This window comes from Methylobacterium sp. Leaf113 (assembly GCF_001423325.1).
Taxonomy (GTDB): Bacteria; Pseudomonadota; Alphaproteobacteria; order Rhizobiales; family Beijerinckiaceae; genus Methylobacterium.
Genome location: NZ_LMNJ01000010.1, coordinates 69,262 through 86,808, shown reverse-complemented (window position 1 = coordinate 86,808; position 17,547 = coordinate 69,262). Strand labels below are relative to the sequence as shown.

Here is a 17,547-nt window from a genome sequence, read left to right as displayed (position 1 = left end):
GAGGGCGTGGATCTTGGTCGTCTGGCCRCCACGCGACGGGCCGATGCCTTGCGTACGAGCCCCYCTTTACCGCCATGCGCCGAGCGGTGCGCCTTGACGTAGGTACTGTCGATGGCGGCCGCCTCGCCACCCCATCCGCCCTTGGCCAGCGCGGTCAGCATCGCCCGCCAAAAGCCGCGGCGGGACCAGCGATTGAAGCGGTTGTAGACGGTCGTGCGCGGACCATACGCGGCCGGGCAGTCGCGCCAGCRGCAGCCTGAGGTCAGCACGTGCAGGATGCCGGAAATGACCTGCCGATCATCGTTCCGCTCTGGCCCAGGCTGGTTCTTGGGCATGAACGGTTCCATCACCGCCCACTGCTCATCCGAGAGCCAGAACAGGTCCRCCATCGCCGCCTCCGTGCTGCAAACGGCGGCTCTGAATCACAAAACCAGAACTCTCGCAACGTCTTGGTCCGGTTCACACCCTAGGCATGTGGGTGTCGGAATGCGAGCCGCAGCTCGTCTACGGGCCCGAGGGCATCGCCGGTCTCGCCGTGGCCGGGGACCGCCACTACGACGGACCGCATCCCATCATCGTCCACGCCAAGCTGGTGGAGATCACGCTGACCGATGGCGGGGAGGTGGCGCACCGTCATGTCGTCGCCATGCCGTTGGCCGAGGCGCGCCGTCGGGCCGAGCGTCCGGCCGACCCGTTCGCGTGGGCAGGGTTCGACGCGCAGGGCGCCGCACGACTCGATGCGGCAGGCCCCACGCGTCCCGGAATTGGGACGGGACGGGGAGGCCTCGGATAGCCAGGGGGATCGGGCATGAACGACGAGCACCGCATCCTCCAGCGCCAGCGCGGCGTCGTCGAACGGACGCCGGCCTCGGTCAACCACTCCATCGAAGGCCATCCAGTGACGGCACCGGCGGACGTGCATCCCCTCATCCATTCGGCTGCGCGCCGGGGGATGGAGAGCCTGAGGGACGACCTGCAGGTGCGCCTCCACCAGCTCGATGGCGAGATCCAGGCGGCCATGGCGGACGCCCTCTGGGAGGGCCTGATCGGGACGGTGGCTAGCCCCCGGACCGGTCGGTGAGCGTCATCAGCCGGCGGACCATGCGCTCCTGGCTCGCGCCCCGGCCGTCGCACCAGCCGTCGAAGGTCGACCGCGACACCCGCAGCGCATCCGCGGCCCGGTCGCGACCGCCCCGGATTCGCGCCCATTCCTTGAGGAGCACGGACAGGTCGCGCCCGTCCGCCTCCCAATCCCGCGGGCCGGCGCCGGACGGGAGAGGCGTCGAGACCGCCGCCCGGCACGTCGCCTCGTCGGCATACGGGTCGAGCCTCGGGTCGTCGGGCCCGATCCGCCCGGCGCCGAGATCCTTGTCGAACCGCGAGAACCACGTCGCGATGTTGTTGGGCGAGACGACGCCGCGGGGCGGCTTGAACACCGCGGCCACTGGCTCGCCGGCGAGGTCCTCACGCGCCAGCAGGAGTCGGTAGGCGGCCATCGCGGCCTCGGGCGAGCCGTAGCTCGCCTTCTCCAGGATCTCGCCGCCGTCGTGGGCGCGCACGCGTACTGTCCAGGTCATCGGCGTTCCTCAGGTGCGGGCTTCGTACTCGACGTCGACGACGTGCTGGCCCCAGAGCTCGGACGAGTAGAACGAGGTCACGTCCTCGCTGCTGTCGTCGAGGTAGCGGCGGCGACGGACGTCGACCGCGACGACCTCGGTGCCGTCCCGGAGGCGGAAGGCCTGCCCGACCTGGGGGGCGCGCTCGGCGCGGAGCGTGACGACGGGACGGCGCGGCGCGGGAACGTAGGCGGCGCGCTCCTCCCCGGTGGCGTGGCGCCAGTAGACGTAGCAGACGGTGTCGCCCTCGTGGTCGACCCACGCCTTGCCGTGGCTTTCGGCGACCACGTGGTGTCCGCGGAACCCGTCCTCGCCGACGGCGACGAAGAAGGTCTCGCCGATGCAGGGGGCCTCGTCCTTGACGTAGATCGTGCGCTGGGAGCGGACCCGAAACAGGCGCGCCTCCTCCGCGTACCGGGCCGCGGCGCGTTCGGCAGCGGCCGCCTCGCGCGCCGAGCGGGTCGCCTCGTCGATGCGGCGGCGCTCCTCGGCATGGGCGACGGCGCGGGCCTGGGCGGCAGCCTCGCGCTCGGCCTGCTCAATGGCGGCACGCTCGGCGGCGCGGGTCGCCGCGGCCTTCTTGGCGCCGGCCTCGCGCTTCGCAGCCTTCTCGGCCGAGCCGTCCGTCATGAACGACTCGACGATGGCGACGGCCTCGGCCACGGCCTCGGGACGCTCCTTCTTGCGGACGACGATGCGGATGTCGTTCTCGGTGGCGAGCCCCTTCAGCGCCTTCATCAGGGCCTTGGGCGGCGCGGCGCCATCGAGCACCAGCCAGGCGTTGGCCTTGCCGGGGTTCGCCACCAGGAGGCGGCCGTCGAGGCGGCGGTCCACGATCTCGGCGGGATGCTCCGCGCCGTACACGAGGACGTGGGTGGCGGTGATCTCTGTGGGGGTGGTGGTGCTGGGCATCGGTCTCTCCATCGTCGGCCCGGATCGCCCCGGGAGGCATCGGCTTGCGCCGGCGATCTACATATACCGCAGTCTGCGGCATCGGCAAGTCGTCGTCTGTCGGGGTTGGAGCGTCCCGGAATTGGGACGGTGGCTGGCCCTGGGGCCGGGAGGCCGGGGCGCCTCAGGCGGCGGTGGCGTAGAACCGGAGGTCGTCCTGGGCGCTCTCGACCGCGGCGTAGAACCGGGTGTCCCGGGTGGCGGCGAGCCAGGCGGTGTACTCGGCGGCGTCGGCGGCCTCCCAGTAGGCCATCCCCTGGTACTCGTGGGCGAAGTGGGTGGCGGCGCCGTTAAGGTCGCCGGCCCGGTAGAGGCCCATCCCGGTGTGGCCCTGCTCGGCCCGGAGGGAGGCGTAGACCTCGCGGAGGGCGGCGGGGAAGATGGCCTTGGCGGTGAGGCCGGAGGTCTGGGCCTTGCTGCGGGCCTTGATCCAGGCGGTGGTGAAGATCTGGGACTTGGTCATCTGCTTTGCTCCGTTCGACATCAGTAATATGCCCGCCCTCTACGAGACTTGCAAGCCCTCTAGGCAGTCGAAGAGGGCTCAAACGCAATAACAGCGACCGTTTCAGCAAGTATTTCAGCCTGACGGGCAGGCTATAGGCCACACCACCCCCCTGGCGGGGTCCCCTGGGCGATGCGGATCGTGCGGGGTTGCGTTCGCGCCCGGGACCTCGCTCGATTGAAAAATCCTGGAAAATCACCGTGCAGCAGCAGCAGGTCGACCCGTTCCAAGGGACGCGCGCGCGACCCCCTGCTGCATGACCGCCGATTGCGCGTGGAAAACACGCGCCCCGGCCGGGTCCACTCCACCCTGGAGGGCCCCCCCATGGCAGCCAAGGCGAGCAAGGCGGACCTCGGCCCGACGACACCGGCCGAGAAGTACCGTTCGAAACCCACGAACCCGAGCGGCAAGTCCGTCCGCCTCAAGTCGGCCAGCGAGGTCGCGACCCTCCTCGACGTGAACCGGGGCACCGTCGCCCGCTGGAAGGCCGACGGCATGCCCGTGGCCCGCGAGCCCGAGCGCGCCGGGGATTCCTACGACATCGACATCGCCGACGTCGTGAAGTGGCTGATCGACCGGGCGGTCAAGGAGGCCAAGCCCGGCCCCGACGCGTCCGATCCCGACGGCGCCCCGCCCCGGCCCGCGGGCTGGGAGGACAAGGAGGAGGCCGACCGGCGCCGGGCCGTCGCCCTCGCGAACACCGCCGAGATGGAGGAGGAGCTCGCCGGGACCGTGATCCCCATCGAGGCGGTCGCAGACCTGGTGCGCGACGAGTTCGCCGCCTGCCGGACCAAGCTGGAGAACATCGGCTCCACGCTGGCCGGCCGCACGGCCCGCATCGCCACCGTCGGGAAGCCGGCGGCCGGGGCGCTCCTCATCCGGAGCATGATCCACCGGACGGGCTACATCGGCCCCAACCAAAAGGGTTCTACCGATTTCAACGGGAGCCAAGTCAAGGCGGGGACGGCCCCTGCGGCCGCGGTGACCCTGACGCTGGCGGTGAACGGGGGTGCCGTGGGAACCGTGGCGTTTGCAGCCGGGAGCAAGACTGGCACGTTCACGACGGCCGGCGGCCAAGCCATCCCCGTTCAGATCGGCGACGTCATCAGCCTGACGGCGCCGGCCTCGCAGGACGCCGCCCTCGCCGATTTGATCGGCTTCATCGCGATCTTCTGAGCGTACGCACAACTCGGACTCCGCGTTACCAATCGCGGATTCCCCGTTACAGACCTTAGGAGTAACGGGACGCAATTGGGAGCACGAACACTTGACCTGCAGGGCCTCTCAAAAGCTCAGGGTTTGCGTAGTCCGCCCAGGGTATCCTTAACCGTGGCGGGAATCGTCGCTTTACGAGGATTCCGCGAGCTGGGATCGTCACCTCGCCAGCCCAGAGGAGATGCCCCCATGTCGCCCCCCCCCACAGCATCGTTGCCCCCTTCGACATGGGCGGCCAGGGTCTCGCCGGCGTGCTCTTCAGGGCGCGCCAGGACCGCATCGCCCTGCAGGCAGAGGCTGACGCGGTTCAGGCCTCCCGCAACGTTGACGCGGTCGCTCGGGCCCTCAACGTGATGAAGGTCCTCGGGCGTCTCGTCCTGGCCTTCCGCGCCGAGAACACCGCCCTGGAGCAGACCAACGCCGCCCTGAAGCGCGGGCTCGCCGTCATGCGGTCGCGCGCCCTGGAGGCCGAGGGCCGCCTAACCCGCGCCGCCAAGGAGGGGCGTCGCATCGCGGCATGAGGGTGTGCGCACGTCGGCATTCCGCGTGCTGACGTGCGCACACCGTGTGTGCACACGGAAAGGCGCAACGGTTTTCTTGGGGGTGCGATAACCGACCACACCAGGGTTTCCGGACATGAAAAAGGCCCGCTCCGTGAGGGGCGGGCCTTCGTCGTTTCGGAGTGATGGGGCGTCTCAGGCGGCCCGGGATGCCCAGGGTGCCTGATGGCCCGGGACGAGGTCAGGGTCGTCGGCGAGGTCGTCGAGGATCTCCCTGTGGCGGTCGTCCGGGGCATCCGTGTCCGCCAGCAGGAGGGCGGGCATTGCGGGGTCCCGGACGTGGCAGGGGGCCAAGTTGCGGAACAGGTGATCCCCGAAAATGTGACTCGCGAGCCTCCGGGGAGGCGTCGTCGCGAGGCGCTGGCACTCGGCGAGGGTGAGCCCGCGCAGCCAGGCCTCGGTCGTCTCGTCGAGGGCGGACAGATCCGGCTCGGCCTGGGCGCACACCCGCGACCTGATGTAGGCCTTCGCGATTGCGCCGTAATCCTTAAACGCGTCGTAGGGGGCCTCGGGCAGGAGCTTGAGCTCGAATCCGAGGTCGTTGGCGGCCTCCGGACGGGGGGCCTGCGCCGCGGTGGCGATCTGAGATCCGACCGCGGAGCCGTCCTCCAGGGCCGCCTCGATGCCGGCGCCGGCGCCGACCGGGGGAGCGAACTGGTTCCGGACGCTTTTGAGGACCCATTTCCCCGCCTCGAAAACGAACTGCAGGGTGGTGGCCAGGGCCATGGCCATGGCGACGAGGATGGCTCGGGCGACTTTGAACATGGGGACGGGCTTCCTTCTGGGGGGCGACGTTTCCATTCTCCGGGTGAGCATGAATTTCACCAGGGGCGTACGTACGGGGGTGTCGGCTAGTCGAGCGACGTGATGGCCGGCAGGCGCTGCCATGTCCGGGAGGTCTCCTCGAAGGCGAGGCCGCTGTAGCATTCCCGGGCGGACGCCCCGGGGACGTATTGCCACCACATCTTCCAGGCGCCCGGCTCGCCCTCAAGCCGGACCTCGGCGAGCCCGCCGTCGTAGGCCTCCAGGACGGCGAGGACCTCACCGTCGCGCCGGACCGTTTCATGCACCCCGGCGATGGGGAATGGGTGCCCGGCGAACCAACCCTGCCTCAGGAAACGGATCACCTCGTCGGCGAGAGCGTCGTCCAGACCCTGGGTGCTGATCGAGACACGGGTTGGCTTCCCCTCAGCGCCTGGTTTCGGCGGGTACCACCCCGCCGGGATCGGATCGCCATCCTTCCATGTGTCGTACCACCAGGCGGGCTCCGGGACGGCGAGCAGGTCGAGCAGGGACATCTGTCGGGGATCTACGCGGCGGGCCATCAGACGGCCTCCGTCCCGAAGATGCCCGCCCGGAGCTCGGGGGTAAGCTGGCGCCGGTGGGGGTAGACCGCCTGCAGCGCATGCGCGGCCTTGGCCTGATCGAGGCTCTCCATGCTCGCGAGGACGTGCCCGACGTGCGAGTGCGCGGCGGACCACCCGATCCCGTTTCGATGGGCGGCGCGGTCCTCGTCGCGGTCGCTCAGGAATCGGCAGCCCTCGTGGACGGCGACGCGGACGGCCTCGATGCCGGCGCGTTCCCACCAGGGGGATTCCATCAGGGCTTCGAGGCGGGCGGTGACATTCTCGATCAGGAGCTCGACCTCGCCGACGAGCTCGCGGGCGAGGACAGCATCCCGCACAGACGGGCGGTCCCCGAGCAGGGATTCGGCGAGCGTCTTCTTCCTCTTGTTCCAGGCCCACGATTTCGTTTCGAGGCATTCCCGCAGGGCGGCGATGGCCTCGGCGCGAGGGGCCCCGTTGGCGATCCATTCCCGATCAGCGGCCCTGATCGCCTCGACGCGCGCCTGCTCCCGCACGGCGTCGACGGCATCCGCGGCGGCCTCGGCGACCGCGACGGCGGCGAGGACGTCATCCTCGGCCGGGGCGGGGACGGCCTCCCAGCACACGGGCGTCAGGCTGTCCCAGGAGAAGCCGGCCTCGCGAAGGGCATCCCTGCCGGCGGAGTATGCCCGGGAGTAGCGGGCAACGTCCCGGTCGGGGGCGTCCGCCAGCCAGAGCGTGCGCTGGCCGAAGCGGGTCTGGCGCGTCCCGGCGTTGCGCCATGCCAGCCCGAGGACGCCGACGGGCAGGGCCTGCTCCACGGGCAGGGGGGAATGCGATGCCGCCACGGCCGAGGCCGCGATGGCCCCCATCGCGACGAGGAGAAGGACGAGGGTGACCATGGGGATGCTCCGTCAATTAGCTATTTGACGTATTTCAGCACTCGCCCCCCGCCGTGCGAAGGGCCAGCACAAATAAAAATCGGCCACAGGAAGCAATCGATACGTCAAAGCCGAAGTTACCGTTGACGTAAAATGTGCAGATTTTTTACGTAATTTGTGCATCTAACGAGAGCGATCATTTTTAGTTCGCCTTTGTTCGGGTGAACCCTTGCGAATGAGCTTGGTCGGGGTACTTTAGCGTCATCCCTTCAAACGATGACTGTCGGCCACGCATGCGCGATCAGCTACTCAGCACAGAGGACGTCCTCGCCCAACTGCGGGAGGCCTGCGCCGCCGCCGGCGGAAATGCTCGCTGGGCGAGGCGTCACGGTGTGTCCGACGTCTACGTCGGCGACGTCCTCCACGGCCGGCGCGGGCCGGGGGAATCGATCCTGCGCGCCCTCGGCCTGAGGCGCTGCGAGCCCCTCTATGTGGTCCGCACCCCCAAGGAGATCGCCCTCCACGACGCCGACGGCGTCACCCTCGTCACCGCGATGGCTGACTGATGTCCGCCCCCCGCTCCTTCGTCGACGGCCTCGTCTCCCTCGACGCCGTCGAGACCCGCAAGCGCCTGCAGGCCGCCCTGACCGAGGCCCGCTCCAAAACCGGCGGAAGGGGCGGCGACGGCGTTGCCGAGGCGATCCGCGAAGTGGAATCCGGGCTCCTCGCGGCCGCGCATTGGGCCGTCGGACGGATCGACGCCGCCCTCGCCGAGGCCCGGGCCGTCGCCGCCCGCGAGGAGACCATCGAGGAGGCTCACGCCGCGGTGGTTGCGGGCCTCGACCGGGACGACCCGCTTCGCCCGGACGTCTCCGCCCGGAACCTCGCCATCAGTCGCGGAGAGGCCCCGCCGCCCGGCTGCTGAGATCCCCGTCGACGCGCCAGGCGAGAGTGGCCCCACGATCCCCACCCCCATCCCCGAGGTAGTCATGAGCAAGCCCACCCTGCGCGAACAGGCCCACGCGCACATCGCCGGCGAAATCGCCGCCTCGGGCAGGCGCCCGGCCAACGAGGTCGCCGAGCGCATCCTGCTGCGCCTTGAGGAGCGGGGCATAAACGTCACCCACTCCACGCAAACGGATGCACTTCAGGCCCTCATCGGGCTCGATACCGTCTTCGACCTCTCGGGGGACAGGGAGGAGGATGTGGTCGAGATGGCGAAGCAGGTCGGCATCGACGATCCGACCAGCCTGCTCGCGGCCATCGCGAAGGTGCGCGAGATCCTCGACGGCCCGCGGTTCGCCGAGATGGCCGCCTCCTACTCCGCCGCTCCCGAATCCGTCGCCGCTTGAGGCCGCCCCGTCGACGCGCCCGGCGGCAGGGGCGCTCATCCGATCAGCATCCCCCCACACATAAGGAGAGCGCCCCGTGCGCAGCACCAAGCTCACCGCAGACCAGGTCCTTCAGGTCGACGCCATTATCGCGGGCGTGATCCGCAATCGTTACGGCAATCCTCCCTATCCGGCGGCCATGGGCATCCAAGATGCCATCGTCGAGGCAGGCTTCGAGATCGTACCGAAGGCGAAGGCCGGGCGCCCGTACATCATGGAGCGGACGACGGTCGACGGCGTGACGACCGTCCGGACCGCCGAGCTCGTGCCCGGACAGGAGACCGCGAACGAGAAGGCCGTCCGCGAGCAGGACGAGATCAGTGCCCGGATCTCGGAGGCGCGCCGCCTCGGGGATTGGAGCCGGGTGACCGACGCGGACATGCTGGCCATGATGTCCCCCATCCCCGGGGGGCGGACCTACGGCAACGACGACGACATCGTCGGCAGGACCTTCCACGACGCTGCGGGCGGGACTTTCAGGGGCGCGATGCGCGTGGTCCGCGAGGTCACCCGTCTCCGGGACAAGATCCGGATGGCATGGGCCGGCGGCCGCGGCACGTGGGACGCCGATGCCTTCGCCCGCCTGCAGGAGCTCGCCCCCGAGATCGCGAGCGAGCTCGACCGGTTCCTCACGAAGGAGAGCCGGGAAACGACTGTTGCGGTCACCTTCCTCAACGGTCTGGGGCGGGAGATCACCATGAACATGCAGATCGCAGGGCTCCGCTGATGCGCGCCCTCCTCAGCCTCGTCGCGGGTGGCCCCGGACGCGTCTCCACCAGCGCGGCCGCCCTCGTCATCATCGCGTTCGTCGCCTCCGGGCACGGCATGGATCTCCTCGTCGCGACGTGGTTCGCCCTGATCTTCGCGGCCGCCTTCTGCTTCGCGTTCGCCGTCCTCGCGATGATCGGGGCCGCCACGGGCGTCGCCGACGGGGATTCCGCCATCCCCGCACCGAGGCGGGCTGACCAATAGCCATCCCCGTCGCGCGCTCGGCGGCAGGGGCGCATCCCAAGGCCATCCCCCCATCATGAAAGGAGCGCCACCGTGCGCAGAGATACCTCAGACTTCAGGACCGAGTTCACCGTCCCCGATACCGGCAACACCCCGGACCGGGAATATGTCGTGCGCGTTGGCTGGCCCGAGTTCTACTCCAAAGCCATTCTCCTGCCTGAGGGCTCCGACGTCGCCACGGTCGCCAGGGCAGCCAAGGAAGCTGCTCGGAATTACCGGTGGGCGAAGGACAGGGTGAAGTGGCCCGCATTCAGTTGGGAGGAGGACCGGTTTCTCGCTCCGGACGAGCCGGCCCCCCAGACCTTCATCGTCGGCCCGAGCCAGGCCCTGATCGAGAGGCAGGGCGGCACGGTCGGATACCACGCCGCGCAGGCGGCGATGCGCAAGCCCAATCCGACCGCCGCGGAGGTCGCCGCCGCGCTTGGCAGGGGTTCCCCTGATGGTTCCCAGGGCAACATCTGGACCCTGTTCGACGCCCGGCATCGCACCCTGCGCCAGGGTGCGATCCACGTCCTCGACGAGGCCAGCGAGCGCAAGCTGCGGGACCTCCTCGCCGGCAAGGCGGTGCCGACCGGGCGCATCGTGGAGGTGACCTACAGCAATCCGGATGGCTGCGTTCGGACGCAGCGGCATGTCGAGTTCGGGCAGATCGATAAGGTGTCCTACGACCCAGCGCCCGTCGTTGTCGGGCGTGAAATCATGGACGCCATGGTCCTTTCAGCGTTCGAGCGGGTCGACCTCAGCCCTGGCACGAACGTCAAGGAGGAGGCCTATGCCCTGACGCCGAAGGCCGAGGCGGCGATCAAGGCGTTCGCCGAATCCGTGCCCATGACCCAGGAGGCGGTCACGGCCGGAAGCGACGCCCTTGAGCGCGAGATCGAGCGCTCCTTCGGCGAGCCCCTCGATGCCGTTCCCGATCCGGTCGAGGACCTCCAGGCTCAAGCGGTCAGGCGCGTCATCAAGGCGAACACTCTGCTAGCGCAGGCGGTGGAGGTCCTCGGCTGCGAGGCGGTGGACCTCCTCATGCACCACTTGGCCGCCCCAGACCTGTCCGAGGCCGCCTGATGGCGACGGCCACTCATGCCATCGTGTGCCGGGCGACGCGCGTCATCGTCTCCCGGCACACAAGCCTGGATTTCGCCCGGGCCGCTTGGCGCGCCCGGGCGTACCCCGGTGGGAACACCTCTCGCCCGCTCAAGCGTTGGGCGAGCCTCCATCACATCGCCCCCATTGCCCAAGCGCTAGCCAGGGCCCCGAACGAGGACGTCGCGTGAGCATCGTCGCATTCCCCCGCCGCCTCCCTCCTGTCGTGCTCGGCGCGTGCCGCGGCGTCCATGCCGTGGCGCCCCTCCCAGAGGCGGGCCCGCCGGCCGGGGACCTCACGCTGCGCGAGGTCCTCCTGGAACAGGCGCGGGCCCTGGCGGCGGGCGTCGAGGCGGAGGCGCCCGGCCTGATGGAATGCGTGCGAAACGGCAGTATCGCGGCAAGGTCTCGTTAACCGTAACTCGGGGCTCCTCTTGCATCGACGGGGAGCAACTGGCAGATTGCAATTAACTACCGCATGGTATTAACCACAGCTTTGCATTGTGCTGTCTTTTGCCTTGCGTATTAGGCTAGCTCCTTCGCATGCCGCCCACGGGCCGCACCGCAGGAGCACGTCATGTCCGAGACGACCCAGACCACCACCCAGACCCTCAGCCCCAGTGACAGGCCGTGGAACCCGCCCCGCCAGAAGGGGAAGGCCCGCGTGAAGCCGTGGCCCATCGCCGCCGAGCGCGAGTGGACGACAGACAGGCACGAGTTCGTGTGGGAGCTCCCCGACGAGGCCTACGAATCGCTGCGGCTGTGGGTCGCCCGCGTCGAGGCCGGTGAGCCCAAGGCCCTGGCCCTGGCGGAGGCCTGCGAGATCTGCGTCGTCCACCGCCACCGCACCGGCGTGCGCGACAGGCTCCAGCATCCGGAGGAAGTGCTCGGCCTGATCTCGGACGCCCTGTACGACAACTGGAGTGTCGGCATGACAGATCGAATGTCGATCCCGGAGACGGACCGGCTGATCGACCTGAAGACGGCCGCCGCGCGGGAGCTCATCGTCGAGATCTTCGGCTCCGATCCGGGCGACGTCATCCTGTTGCTGACGCAGCACAGCCACGAGGCGGGGGGACAGGAGGACTACGACCTCCAGGGGCAGCGGGACAGGGCGGAGAGGAGGCTGGAGCTCGGCACCGCCAACGCGCGGGATCGCGCGATTGCCGCCCTGGGCGCCGATTACTGGCGCTGATCGAAAAAAGTCGGCCGGCGGCCATTGTGGGATGCCGGCCGAGGGGTACCATGGGGGGGTGAGCAGGTTCCGCCGCTCAATCCGATGGGAAACCTCCGACCATGAACAAGCTTCTCCCCCGCACCGCTCGCTTCTCAAAGCCGGTCCGCATGCCCAACCGCCGGGAGCGCGAGGACATCGCCGACGGCCTCAAGCGCCACCGCCGCGATGCCCGCCTCGTCACGTGCCAAGTCGTCGATTCGCAGTGGGAGCCGGTCAACCCGGACCTCGATCTCATCGTCACCGCCCACAGCATCGACGAGGCCCGGCACGTCTGGGAGAGGTGGGCCGCCGACGTCGCCTGCGCCGAGGGGCGCTACATGCTGGCGCTCACGTACACGGCCCCGGCTGCGCACCCCCGCACCCGCCCCAAGGAGGAGACCACCGGGGTCGAGGTCGACCTCGACCGACTTGATTTCGAGGACGATTACGAAGCCCACGCCCATCTCGAAACCTCGCCGAACACGATCTGATCACCGGGCCGGTTCCGCCGCCCAATCGAAAGGGAAACCTCGACCATGACCAACACCGCCGCCCTGACCCGCCCCCGCGCCCAGGCCGAAGCCGCCGTCGCCGAGGCGAAGGTCGCCGCCCAAGCCGTCCTCGCCTACGCCCCGGGGACCGACACCCCCGCCGTCACCGCGGCCCGCACCGCCGCCACGAGGGCCAGCCGCCTCGCCCTGCTGATGATCGAGCAGTGGCTGGAGCACGAGCGCGACCGGGCTGACGAGGCGCTCCTCGGCGAGGGCGACGCCGAGGCTTGCCACGCGATCTTGAACTTCGAGTTCTGAGGCCCGCCATGCTCACGCCACTCCTTCTCCGCCAGGCCGGGGAGGCCCTCTTCGGAACGGAGGAGTGGCGCCACGCCGTCGGGCGCCTTCTCGGCGAGCATCATCCCGAGGGCACGCGCGAATCCGTCGACCCCCGCCGGGTCGCGCGCTGGGCCTCTGGGCAGCGTGAGATACCCGAATGGGTCGGGCCCCTGCTGGTCCGGCTCCTCCGGGAGCGGGCGGCAGACGCCTCCCAGATCGCCCGGGACATCGAGGGCGGATAGCAAAAGGGCCCCGGAGCGATCCGGGGCCCTTTCCTTATGCACTGTCCCAGATGACCCGGCTGATCGTGACGCTGTCCGGGGCGTCCCCGGGGAGCGCCGGCCTGTAGGGGCCCCACGATCCGCATCCCGGGCAGCCGTACGAATCGACGCTGGCCGGGTGGGGATAGTGGCGGTCTCGGCGGTCCGCCGGCAGGGTCGCCCGCCAGGCGTTGACCTCCGCGACATGGGCCTGGGCCTCCGCCGCGGTGATGGCGACGGAGACCCGGCCGCATCTGCAGCAGGTGACCTCACGCATTGTCGCCTTCCTCGGCCTCGATGCGCTGCTCCTCGGGCGCCTCCGGTGTCGCGGCAAGGCGCTCCTTGATCTCGGGCAGGGACACCGGCCGGTAGCCCCAGGCGTCCACACCGACGTCGCAGGACCGGCTCGTGCCGGGCAGCCGGCCATGGGAATGCCCGTAGAGGTGGAGGGCGCCCCGCCATGCGCCGTTCCAGGTCCTCAAGCCGTAGTGGCACAGTACGAGCCGCGTGTTGTCCACGTGGATGGTCCGCAGCATCTCCGGCGCACTCGCCCAGCCCAGCGCAAGGTGACGCGGGCCGTCGTGGTTCCCAATGATCAGGTGCTTGTTGCCCTTGAGGCGGGCGAAGATCTCCTGGCACCGCTCGGCCGAGGAGTTCATCGCGAAGTCGCCGAGGTGGAACACGTCGTCGCCGGGGCGGACCATGCTGTTCCAGGCATAGACGAGGTCATCGTCGTGGCGGGCGACGTCGTCCCAGGGGCGGCCCTCCATCTTGAGGATGCCCCGGTGGCCGAAGTGCGTGTCCGCCGTGGCCCACACACGGTGGGACGAAAAAGTGGCGCGGGTCTTGTTCTTCATGATGGCAGCCTCCGTAGAGGGGGCTGCGCGCGCTCAGCGTCACGCCCCCGGGGATGGGATCTCGTCGTCGTCGGGGGGCGCTATTCGTTTCATCGGTGCCTCTCGGGCCGGGTGAGTCGTCACGATCGCAGCTCACGATTCCCTCGGTCAAGGCGACCCTGGGCGGGGCGTGCGATCACGGTGAAGGAATGCCTAACGGTCGGGCGGACGCCCGTGCCGGAGGTCCTCGAACGCGGCCCGGCACCAGGGCGGATACTGGCTCGGCCCCCGCTTCTCCCAGGCCTTTGGGTGCGGGCATCCGGCCGTGATGAGACGAATTACGGTGTCGAGGCTCGCTCCGGGCCCGAGGCGCGCCTGCATCCGCTCGACGCAGTAGGCCCCCCGGCGATGCGGGCACCAGCGGCACGTCACGCGGATGCGCCGATAGGGGAATTCCCCGAGGGTCCGAGGTTCGTCCATCCAATCCTGCACCCTTTTCCGATCATGCGCGTTCCCTATCTGTTCTCAGGGATGGAGGGGTCAATGCTGAGCTACGAGGATCTGCGGAACGCGACCGCCGGCGACGAGCGGGACGCCCTGTGGCGGTCCCTGGAGCAGGACGTGGCGGAGATCCGCCGCGGCGGTCGGGGGATGATCCAGGCCGAGCGCCCGGCCGATCTCGCGCGGGCCCTGGGACGCGACCGGCGGGCTCAGGACCCGAGGCGCGCCCGCTCCGCCTCGTAGGCCTCAAGGACAGCGGCGACCCACAAACTCATTCCCTCGGCCTTGAGGTCGAGGCGTTGGCTGTGGATGTAATGCTTCAACGTAATAGAGGCTGCGAGCTCGCGCTCCGCGTCGGCGCCGGTGCGAGCGGCCGCTTTGTGGGCGAGGATCGCGCTCCCGGCGCCGGCCAACTTCTCCAGGTCGAGGAACGTCGGAAGGGTCCGCCGGACGTCGTGCGGGGTCCACGGCCTGATGTCGTGAGCCGCGAACAGGTCCGCGCCGGGGCGCTCCGTCATCTTGCCGCTGCGGCCGCCCTTCGGGTCGCCCTGGAGACGGCCGAACAGCTGGGTCAGGCCGGTTGGGTAGACCGCCTTGCCGGCCACGCGCGAAGGGAACAGATATGGGGATTCCGGGTCAGTCTTGAACCGTGCCAGGACCGCGAGGGCCTGGGGCGGGATCGGAACGGCGTGAGGCCTTGCCGCCTTCTTCGACTTGGCGGACTTGGGACCCTTCATCTCCGCGGCGGTCCACGTCCAGATCTGCCAGCCCGGGCGCTCCGGCCAGGACCGCACCGTCGCCTTCTTCGTACCCGTCAGGGCACCCGCCCTTTGACCGGTGAACACGACGGCCCACAGTGCGGCCAGCATGCCGTCGGAGGTCTCCTTGGCTGTCCCGCCGAGGCTGCGGTGCCGCTCCGCGATGATCAGCGTCCGGACTAGCTCCGATACGGTCGGCGTGTGCTCCCTCGGCGTCGAGGACCAGTCGACGTGCAGCCCGTCGCGCCACCAGGGATACGGAATCCGTGCCAGCCCCGACAGGATCGGCTGATCGCGCTTGGCCCAGTCAAGGGCCGCGCGGACGGCCTCCATCGTGTCGGCGGCCGCGCTCGGGGTGCGGTCCGCGGCGACGGCATCCCGTACGCGTAGCAGATCGGCCTGATCGACGTCGGCCGCGAGCTTGCGCGCCAGATCATCCGTCACCGCCCGCCGCAGGTGCTTCTCGAACTGTGTCGCCCATCGCGGGACGAACCCTGGCAGGACCTTCGCGAGGTAGAGGTCGACAAGGTCGGCCCACTCCCAGGGCCCGTCGCGACGGCGCTCTTCCTGGCTCTGCTCCGAAACCGTCTCCGGGAACGCGGCGTCTAGGGCGTCGGCCGGCGACATGCCGCGCCGGTGCGCCTCCTGCCAGACGCGCAGGTTCGCTCGGCTCGGAACGCGCCCGTCCCGCAGGTCGACGCGGGAGCGCTGCGCCGCCTCGCGCGCCGCGGCGACCGGCAGGTCCATGTCGCCGAGGCGGACGGTGCGCTGCTCCGTCTTCAGATACCAGGCGCCGCCGGTCTTCCCGACGCGGAGCACGAGGCCCCGCTCCAGCTCGTCGGCCCACTCGTGGCCACGGCCCTCTATCCGGCCGCCCGCGAGGAGCTTCTGCGCCGCCTTCACGTGGGTGGCGGTAAGACGGGCGCGAGTGCGACTCCAGGTGTTGGGGGCGGTTGCCATACGGGCTCCGGGGGCTGATACCAGCCTGATACCAGCCGGGTCCGGAAACCGATGGCAAGAGTCCCCAGTGATTCCCAGCGGGGATTCCACAGGGTATCCAGTGGTTTGGTAAGCGGTGGAGAGATCAGGAAGATCGCCGCGAACCTTGCGTGTCAGCCTTCCAAGCTGAATACCCGGGTTCGATTCCCGGTACCCGCTCCACATCCCCTTGTTCCCGACGAAACCGTGATGAACCAAACCGGGCGACCAGGTTTGCGCATGATTGCCTGCGCTCCACGCCGGACAGCATCCTGCACGCGTGGTCGCGGGTTGCCCCGACCATAGCCGGGATCGGGAGAACCCGGCTTAACGCGTCCCTCGCGGTTAAACCGCCTTGAGATGCCATCGCAGCGGCAGCGCAACCGCCGTGAGGCAGGCGATGCCGCCCGCCTGGAGCGCCACGAACCAGCCGATGCGACGCGCGGCATCGTGACGGGTGATGATTACGCCCCTCGACGGTAGCCCAGCGCGTCGGCGGTGACCTTGCCGCGGAACAGCCAGCAGACGTGAACGGCGTTCTCCAGGATCACCGGCAGGAGCACGATCGTCCCGCCGAGGAGGACGCGCTGGCTGCTCGGGTGGGTGGCTGCCATAGGACAGCAGGAACAGGCTGCGCCGAACCAGGAACGGCATGACGTCGTCGCGCCATAGGTGTTGGCGCCGTCATGGTCGCCGATGACGGATTGAGGCGGCGCGACAAGTCCGGCCATCTCCGAGGTGCGGTGCAGCCCGTCGCCGGCATTCGCACCCGAGCCCAGGCGCCCGAGTCCTGCACTCGAGTCCCGGCACCATCCGGATGCGATCTCAGGCGCGACGATCCCGAGACACGGCACGTCCTGCCCCGATGTCTCGACATCTGGAAGCCGGCGCGGGCTCGACCGACGCACGGAAGCTGCCATCGCGATACCCTTTTCGATGCAATCGAACGATACTGCGACCGCAGATTTCGAGTCGTTGGAAGAAAGCGCGAATTAATCATAGCCGACGTTGCGTAGTTTTATGTTGGAACAAACGCCAATGGCGGCCTTGTCATAGTTGTCGGTCTTCGTGCATTCTCCGATGACTAAATCAGACGGAGGATCACATGCCCGAATCGGCATTGTTTCAGGGCGAATACAGTGAAGCGAACGGGCAGATCAATCGTACATTTCTGCTTGCCGAGACCTTCGACTTGATTGATGCACGTGCGAAGATGGAGCAGCTCAAGCGGGCGGTCGAATGGATGCGTGAGGCGGCAGCCAAGGTCTGCGAAGAAGAAGTCTCTGTCCTTGCGCCACAGGCGGCGTGTGAGTGGGGCGTGATCACCTCCACTGAAGAAAGTCGGCGCGTCCAGAAGCTTTGCGACGCGATTCGAGCCCTGCCGCTTCCCCTGTCGGACGATAGCAGTGCCCGCGAAGGCGCCCAGAGGGTCGTCCTGGTCGAGGGAACATCGAACACCTTGAGCGTCGATCGTCTCTAAGCTGTTGGCTCGGAACTCCGCCTGCCGGACACGCATCCTCAGCAAGGGCTTGCGCTCGTCCCGCCAGGGCTGAGCGGGATGCGATATCGCCAGCGCGAAGCGTCTGGCGCTTCCCCCCAGATCTCTCCGGCCGACAACGGATCGAGGACAGCA

General features: G+C 69.1%; 26 protein-coding genes and 1 pseudogene. 16 read left to right on the top strand and 11 right to left on the bottom strand.

Annotated elements, in window-relative coordinates:
• Positions 1-389: pseudogene (locus ASF60_RS08700) on the bottom strand (IS5 family transposase); the annotation flags it as partial.
• An 83-nt stretch (positions 390-472) separates the two neighbouring features.
• Here ASF60_RS08700 and ASF60_RS08695 point away from each other — a divergent pair.
• Both ASF60_RS08695 and ASF60_RS08690 read left to right on the top strand, forming a co-directional pair.
• Complete coding sequence (locus ASF60_RS08695) at positions 473-793, top strand: hypothetical protein (protein WP_056183464.1); 321 nt, start codon at positions 473-475, stop codon at positions 791-793.
• Positions 794-808: 15 nt separating this feature from the next.
• Positions 809-1,081, top strand: coding sequence for a hypothetical protein (locus ASF60_RS08690; RefSeq protein ID WP_056183462.1), 273 nt, complete (start codon positions 809-811; stop codon positions 1,079-1,081).
• Here the strand turns inward: ASF60_RS08690 and ASF60_RS08685 are convergent.
• The 3 genes from ASF60_RS08685 to ASF60_RS08675 all read right to left on the bottom strand — a co-directional run bounded on the left by ASF60_RS08685 (position 1,059) and on the right by ASF60_RS08675 (position 3,030).
• A complete protein-coding gene (locus ASF60_RS08685) occupies positions 1,059-1,577 on the bottom strand; it encodes a hypothetical protein (RefSeq protein ID WP_056183460.1) in 519 nt (172 codons plus the stop codon). The genes ASF60_RS08690 and ASF60_RS08685 overlap by 23 nt on opposite strands.
• A gap of 9 nt (positions 1,578-1,586) precedes the next feature.
• The gene (locus tag ASF60_RS08680; RefSeq protein WP_056183458.1) at positions 1,587-2,528 is read right to left on the bottom strand and encodes a hypothetical protein; all 942 of its coding nucleotides are present in this window, start codon (positions 2,526-2,528) and stop codon (positions 1,587-1,589) included.
• 163 nt (positions 2,529-2,691) lie between these two features.
• Positions 2,692-3,030: a hypothetical protein gene (locus ASF60_RS08675; protein ID WP_056183457.1), complete on the bottom strand. Its 339-nt coding sequence runs from the start codon at positions 3,028-3,030 to the stop codon at positions 2,692-2,694.
• Positions 3,031-3,393: 363 nt separating this feature from the next.
• Between ASF60_RS08675 and ASF60_RS08670 the strand changes: the two genes are divergently transcribed.
• Together ASF60_RS08670 and ASF60_RS08665 are read left to right on the top strand one after the other, a co-directional pair.
• Positions 3,394-4,245: a hypothetical protein gene (locus ASF60_RS08670; protein ID WP_056183454.1), complete on the top strand. Its 852-nt coding sequence runs from the start codon at positions 3,394-3,396 to the stop codon at positions 4,243-4,245.
• 266 nt (positions 4,246-4,511) lie between these two features.
• A complete protein-coding gene (locus ASF60_RS08665; RefSeq protein WP_056183452.1) occupies positions 4,512-4,805 on the top strand; it encodes a hypothetical protein in 294 nt (97 codons plus the stop codon).
• A 174-nt stretch (positions 4,806-4,979) separates the two neighbouring features.
• Here the strand turns inward: ASF60_RS08665 and ASF60_RS08660 are convergent, their stop codons facing one another.
• The 3 genes from ASF60_RS08660 to ASF60_RS08650 all read right to left on the bottom strand — a co-directional run bounded on the left by ASF60_RS08660 (position 4,980) and on the right by ASF60_RS08650 (position 7,071).
• Positions 4,980-5,609 carry a hypothetical protein gene (locus tag ASF60_RS08660; RefSeq protein WP_056183450.1) on the bottom strand — a complete coding sequence of 210 codons (630 nt, stop codon included), beginning with the start codon at positions 5,607-5,609 and terminating at the stop codon, positions 4,980-4,982.
• An 86-nt stretch (positions 5,610-5,695) separates the two neighbouring features.
• On the bottom strand, positions 5,696-6,169 hold the full coding sequence (locus tag ASF60_RS08655; RefSeq protein ID WP_056183448.1) for a hypothetical protein: 474 nt from the start codon (positions 6,167-6,169) through the stop codon (positions 5,696-5,698).
• Positions 6,169-7,071, bottom strand: a complete 903-nt coding sequence (locus ASF60_RS08650) for a hypothetical protein (protein WP_056183446.1) — start codon at positions 7,069-7,071, stop codon at positions 6,169-6,171. Before ASF60_RS08650 ends, ASF60_RS08655 begins: the two co-directional genes overlap by 1 nt.
• 272 nt (positions 7,072-7,343) lie before the next feature.
• On the opposite strand from ASF60_RS08650, the gene ASF60_RS08645 reads away from it, so the two are divergent.
• The 10 genes from ASF60_RS08645 to ASF60_RS08590 all read left to right on the top strand — a co-directional run bounded on the left by ASF60_RS08645 (position 7,344) and on the right by ASF60_RS08590 (position 12,823).
• Entirely contained in the window at positions 7,344-7,616 is a 273-nt protein-coding gene (locus ASF60_RS08645; protein ID WP_156633965.1) for a transcriptional regulator, read from the top strand.
• Entirely contained in the window at positions 7,616-7,975 is a 360-nt protein-coding gene (locus ASF60_RS08640; RefSeq protein WP_056183444.1) for a hypothetical protein, read from the top strand. The genes ASF60_RS08645 and ASF60_RS08640 overlap by 1 nt, the downstream gene beginning before the upstream one ends.
• A 64-nt stretch (positions 7,976-8,039) precedes the next feature.
• Positions 8,040-8,402: a hypothetical protein gene (locus ASF60_RS08635; RefSeq protein ID WP_056183442.1), complete on the top strand. Its 363-nt coding sequence runs from the start codon at positions 8,040-8,042 to the stop codon at positions 8,400-8,402.
• A 76-nt stretch (positions 8,403-8,478) separates the two neighbouring features.
• The gene (locus tag ASF60_RS08630; RefSeq protein WP_056183440.1) at positions 8,479-9,168 is read left to right on the top strand and encodes a hypothetical protein; all 690 of its coding nucleotides are present in this window, start codon (positions 8,479-8,481) and stop codon (positions 9,166-9,168) included.
• Positions 9,168-9,413 carry a hypothetical protein gene (locus tag ASF60_RS08625; protein WP_056183438.1) on the top strand — a complete coding sequence of 82 codons (246 nt, stop codon included), beginning with the start codon at positions 9,168-9,170 and terminating at the stop codon, positions 9,411-9,413. Before ASF60_RS08630 ends, ASF60_RS08625 begins: the two co-directional genes overlap by 1 nt.
• A 72-nt stretch (positions 9,414-9,485) precedes the next feature.
• Positions 9,486-10,517, top strand: coding sequence for a hypothetical protein (locus ASF60_RS08620; RefSeq protein WP_056183436.1), 1,032 nt, complete (start codon positions 9,486-9,488; stop codon positions 10,515-10,517).
• A gap of 595 nt (positions 10,518-11,112) precedes the next feature.
• On the top strand, positions 11,113-11,730 hold the full coding sequence (locus tag ASF60_RS08605; protein WP_056183429.1) for a hypothetical protein: 618 nt from the start codon (positions 11,113-11,115) through the stop codon (positions 11,728-11,730).
• 101 nt (positions 11,731-11,831) lie between these two features.
• Positions 11,832-12,242, top strand: coding sequence for a hypothetical protein (locus ASF60_RS08600; protein WP_056183427.1), 411 nt, complete (start codon positions 11,832-11,834; stop codon positions 12,240-12,242).
• Positions 12,243-12,287: 45 nt separating this feature from the next.
• Positions 12,288-12,560, top strand: coding sequence for a hypothetical protein (locus ASF60_RS08595; RefSeq protein WP_056183426.1), 273 nt, complete (start codon positions 12,288-12,290; stop codon positions 12,558-12,560).
• A gap of 8 nt (positions 12,561-12,568) precedes the next feature.
• Positions 12,569-12,823, top strand: coding sequence for a hypothetical protein (locus ASF60_RS08590; RefSeq protein WP_056183424.1), 255 nt, complete (start codon positions 12,569-12,571; stop codon positions 12,821-12,823).
• A gap of 287 nt (positions 12,824-13,110) precedes the next feature.
• Here ASF60_RS08590 and ASF60_RS08580 read toward each other — a convergent pair whose 3' ends face one another.
• Complete coding sequence (locus tag ASF60_RS08580; RefSeq protein ID WP_056183421.1) at positions 13,111-13,698, bottom strand: metallophosphoesterase; 588 nt, start codon at positions 13,696-13,698, stop codon at positions 13,111-13,113.
• A gap of 192 nt (positions 13,699-13,890) precedes the next feature.
• Complete coding sequence (locus tag ASF60_RS24345; protein ID WP_156633963.1) at positions 13,891-14,157, bottom strand: hypothetical protein; 267 nt, start codon at positions 14,155-14,157, stop codon at positions 13,891-13,893.
• A 63-nt stretch (positions 14,158-14,220) separates the two neighbouring features.
• Here ASF60_RS24345 and ASF60_RS08575 point away from each other — a divergent pair, with 63 nt between their 5' ends.
• On the top strand, positions 14,221-14,421 hold the full coding sequence (locus ASF60_RS08575; RefSeq protein ID WP_056183419.1) for a hypothetical protein: 201 nt from the start codon (positions 14,221-14,223) through the stop codon (positions 14,419-14,421).
• Here ASF60_RS08575 and ASF60_RS08570 read toward each other — a convergent pair.
• Positions 14,388-15,896 (bottom strand): integrase family protein, encoded by a 1,509-nt coding sequence (locus tag ASF60_RS08570; RefSeq protein ID WP_082507823.1) that lies wholly within the window; start codon positions 15,894-15,896, stop codon positions 14,388-14,390. The genes ASF60_RS08575 and ASF60_RS08570 overlap by 34 nt on opposite strands.
• 482 nt (positions 15,897-16,378) lie before the next feature.
• Positions 16,379-16,834 carry a hypothetical protein gene (locus ASF60_RS24340; RefSeq protein WP_156633959.1) on the bottom strand — a complete coding sequence of 152 codons (456 nt, stop codon included), beginning with the start codon at positions 16,832-16,834 and terminating at the stop codon, positions 16,379-16,381.
• A 185-nt stretch (positions 16,835-17,019) separates the two neighbouring features.
• Between ASF60_RS24340 and ASF60_RS08565 the strand changes: the two genes are divergently transcribed.
• On the top strand, positions 17,020-17,394 hold the full coding sequence (locus tag ASF60_RS08565; protein ID WP_056183416.1) for a hypothetical protein: 375 nt from the start codon (positions 17,020-17,022) through the stop codon (positions 17,392-17,394).
• Positions 17,395-17,547: the final 153 nt, after the last annotated feature.

Coding starts and splice junctions, on each gene's coding strand:
- ASF60_RS08695 (WP_056183464.1), top strand. CDS start 473: ATGTGGGTGTCGGAATGCGAGCCGCAGCTCGTCTACGGGCCCGAGGGC.
- ASF60_RS08690 (WP_056183462.1), top strand. CDS start 809: ATGAACGACGAGCACCGCATCCTCCAGCGCCAGCGCGGCGTCGTCGAA.
- ASF60_RS08685 (WP_056183460.1), bottom strand. CDS start 1,577: ATGACCTGGACAGTACGCGTGCGCGCCCACGACGGCGGCGAGATCCTG.
- ASF60_RS08680 (WP_056183458.1), bottom strand. CDS start 2,528: ATGCCCAGCACCACCACCCCCACAGAGATCACCGCCACCCACGTCCTC.
- ASF60_RS08675 (WP_056183457.1), bottom strand. CDS start 3,030: ATGACCAAGTCCCAGATCTTCACCACCGCCTGGATCAAGGCCCGCAGC.
- ASF60_RS08670 (WP_056183454.1), top strand. CDS start 3,394: ATGGCAGCCAAGGCGAGCAAGGCGGACCTCGGCCCGACGACACCGGCC.
- ASF60_RS08665 (WP_056183452.1), top strand. CDS start 4,512: ATGGGCGGCCAGGGTCTCGCCGGCGTGCTCTTCAGGGCGCGCCAGGAC.
- ASF60_RS08660 (WP_056183450.1), bottom strand. CDS start 5,609: ATGTTCAAAGTCGCCCGAGCCATCCTCGTCGCCATGGCCATGGCCCTG.
- ASF60_RS08655 (WP_056183448.1), bottom strand. CDS start 6,169: ATGGCCCGCCGCGTAGATCCCCGACAGATGTCCCTGCTCGACCTGCTC.
- ASF60_RS08650 (WP_056183446.1), bottom strand. CDS start 7,071: ATGGTCACCCTCGTCCTTCTCCTCGTCGCGATGGGGGCCATCGCGGCC.
- ASF60_RS08645 (WP_156633965.1), top strand. CDS start 7,344: ATGCGCGATCAGCTACTCAGCACAGAGGACGTCCTCGCCCAACTGCGG.
- ASF60_RS08640 (WP_056183444.1), top strand. CDS start 7,616: ATGTCCGCCCCCCGCTCCTTCGTCGACGGCCTCGTCTCCCTCGACGCC.
- ASF60_RS08635 (WP_056183442.1), top strand. CDS start 8,040: ATGAGCAAGCCCACCCTGCGCGAACAGGCCCACGCGCACATCGCCGGC.
- ASF60_RS08625 (WP_056183438.1), top strand. CDS start 9,168: ATGCGCGCCCTCCTCAGCCTCGTCGCGGGTGGCCCCGGACGCGTCTCC.
- ASF60_RS08605 (WP_056183429.1), top strand. CDS start 11,113: ATGTCCGAGACGACCCAGACCACCACCCAGACCCTCAGCCCCAGTGAC.
- ASF60_RS08600 (WP_056183427.1), top strand. CDS start 11,832: ATGAACAAGCTTCTCCCCCGCACCGCTCGCTTCTCAAAGCCGGTCCGC.
- ASF60_RS08595 (WP_056183426.1), top strand. CDS start 12,288: ATGACCAACACCGCCGCCCTGACCCGCCCCCGCGCCCAGGCCGAAGCC.
- ASF60_RS08590 (WP_056183424.1), top strand. CDS start 12,569: ATGCTCACGCCACTCCTTCTCCGCCAGGCCGGGGAGGCCCTCTTCGGA.
- ASF60_RS08580 (WP_056183421.1), bottom strand. CDS start 13,698: ATGAAGAACAAGACCCGCGCCACTTTTTCGTCCCACCGTGTGTGGGCC.
- ASF60_RS24345 (WP_156633963.1), bottom strand. CDS start 14,157: ATGGACGAACCTCGGACCCTCGGGGAATTCCCCTATCGGCGCATCCGC.
- ASF60_RS08575 (WP_056183419.1), top strand. CDS start 14,221: ATGCTGAGCTACGAGGATCTGCGGAACGCGACCGCCGGCGACGAGCGG.
- ASF60_RS08570 (WP_082507823.1), bottom strand. CDS start 15,896: ATGGCAACCGCCCCCAACACCTGGAGTCGCACTCGCGCCCGTCTTACC.
- ASF60_RS24340 (WP_156633959.1), bottom strand. CDS start 16,834: ATGGCAGCTTCCGTGCGTCGGTCGAGCCCGCGCCGGCTTCCAGATGTC.
- ASF60_RS08565 (WP_056183416.1), top strand. CDS start 17,020: ATGCCCGAATCGGCATTGTTTCAGGGCGAATACAGTGAAGCGAACGGG.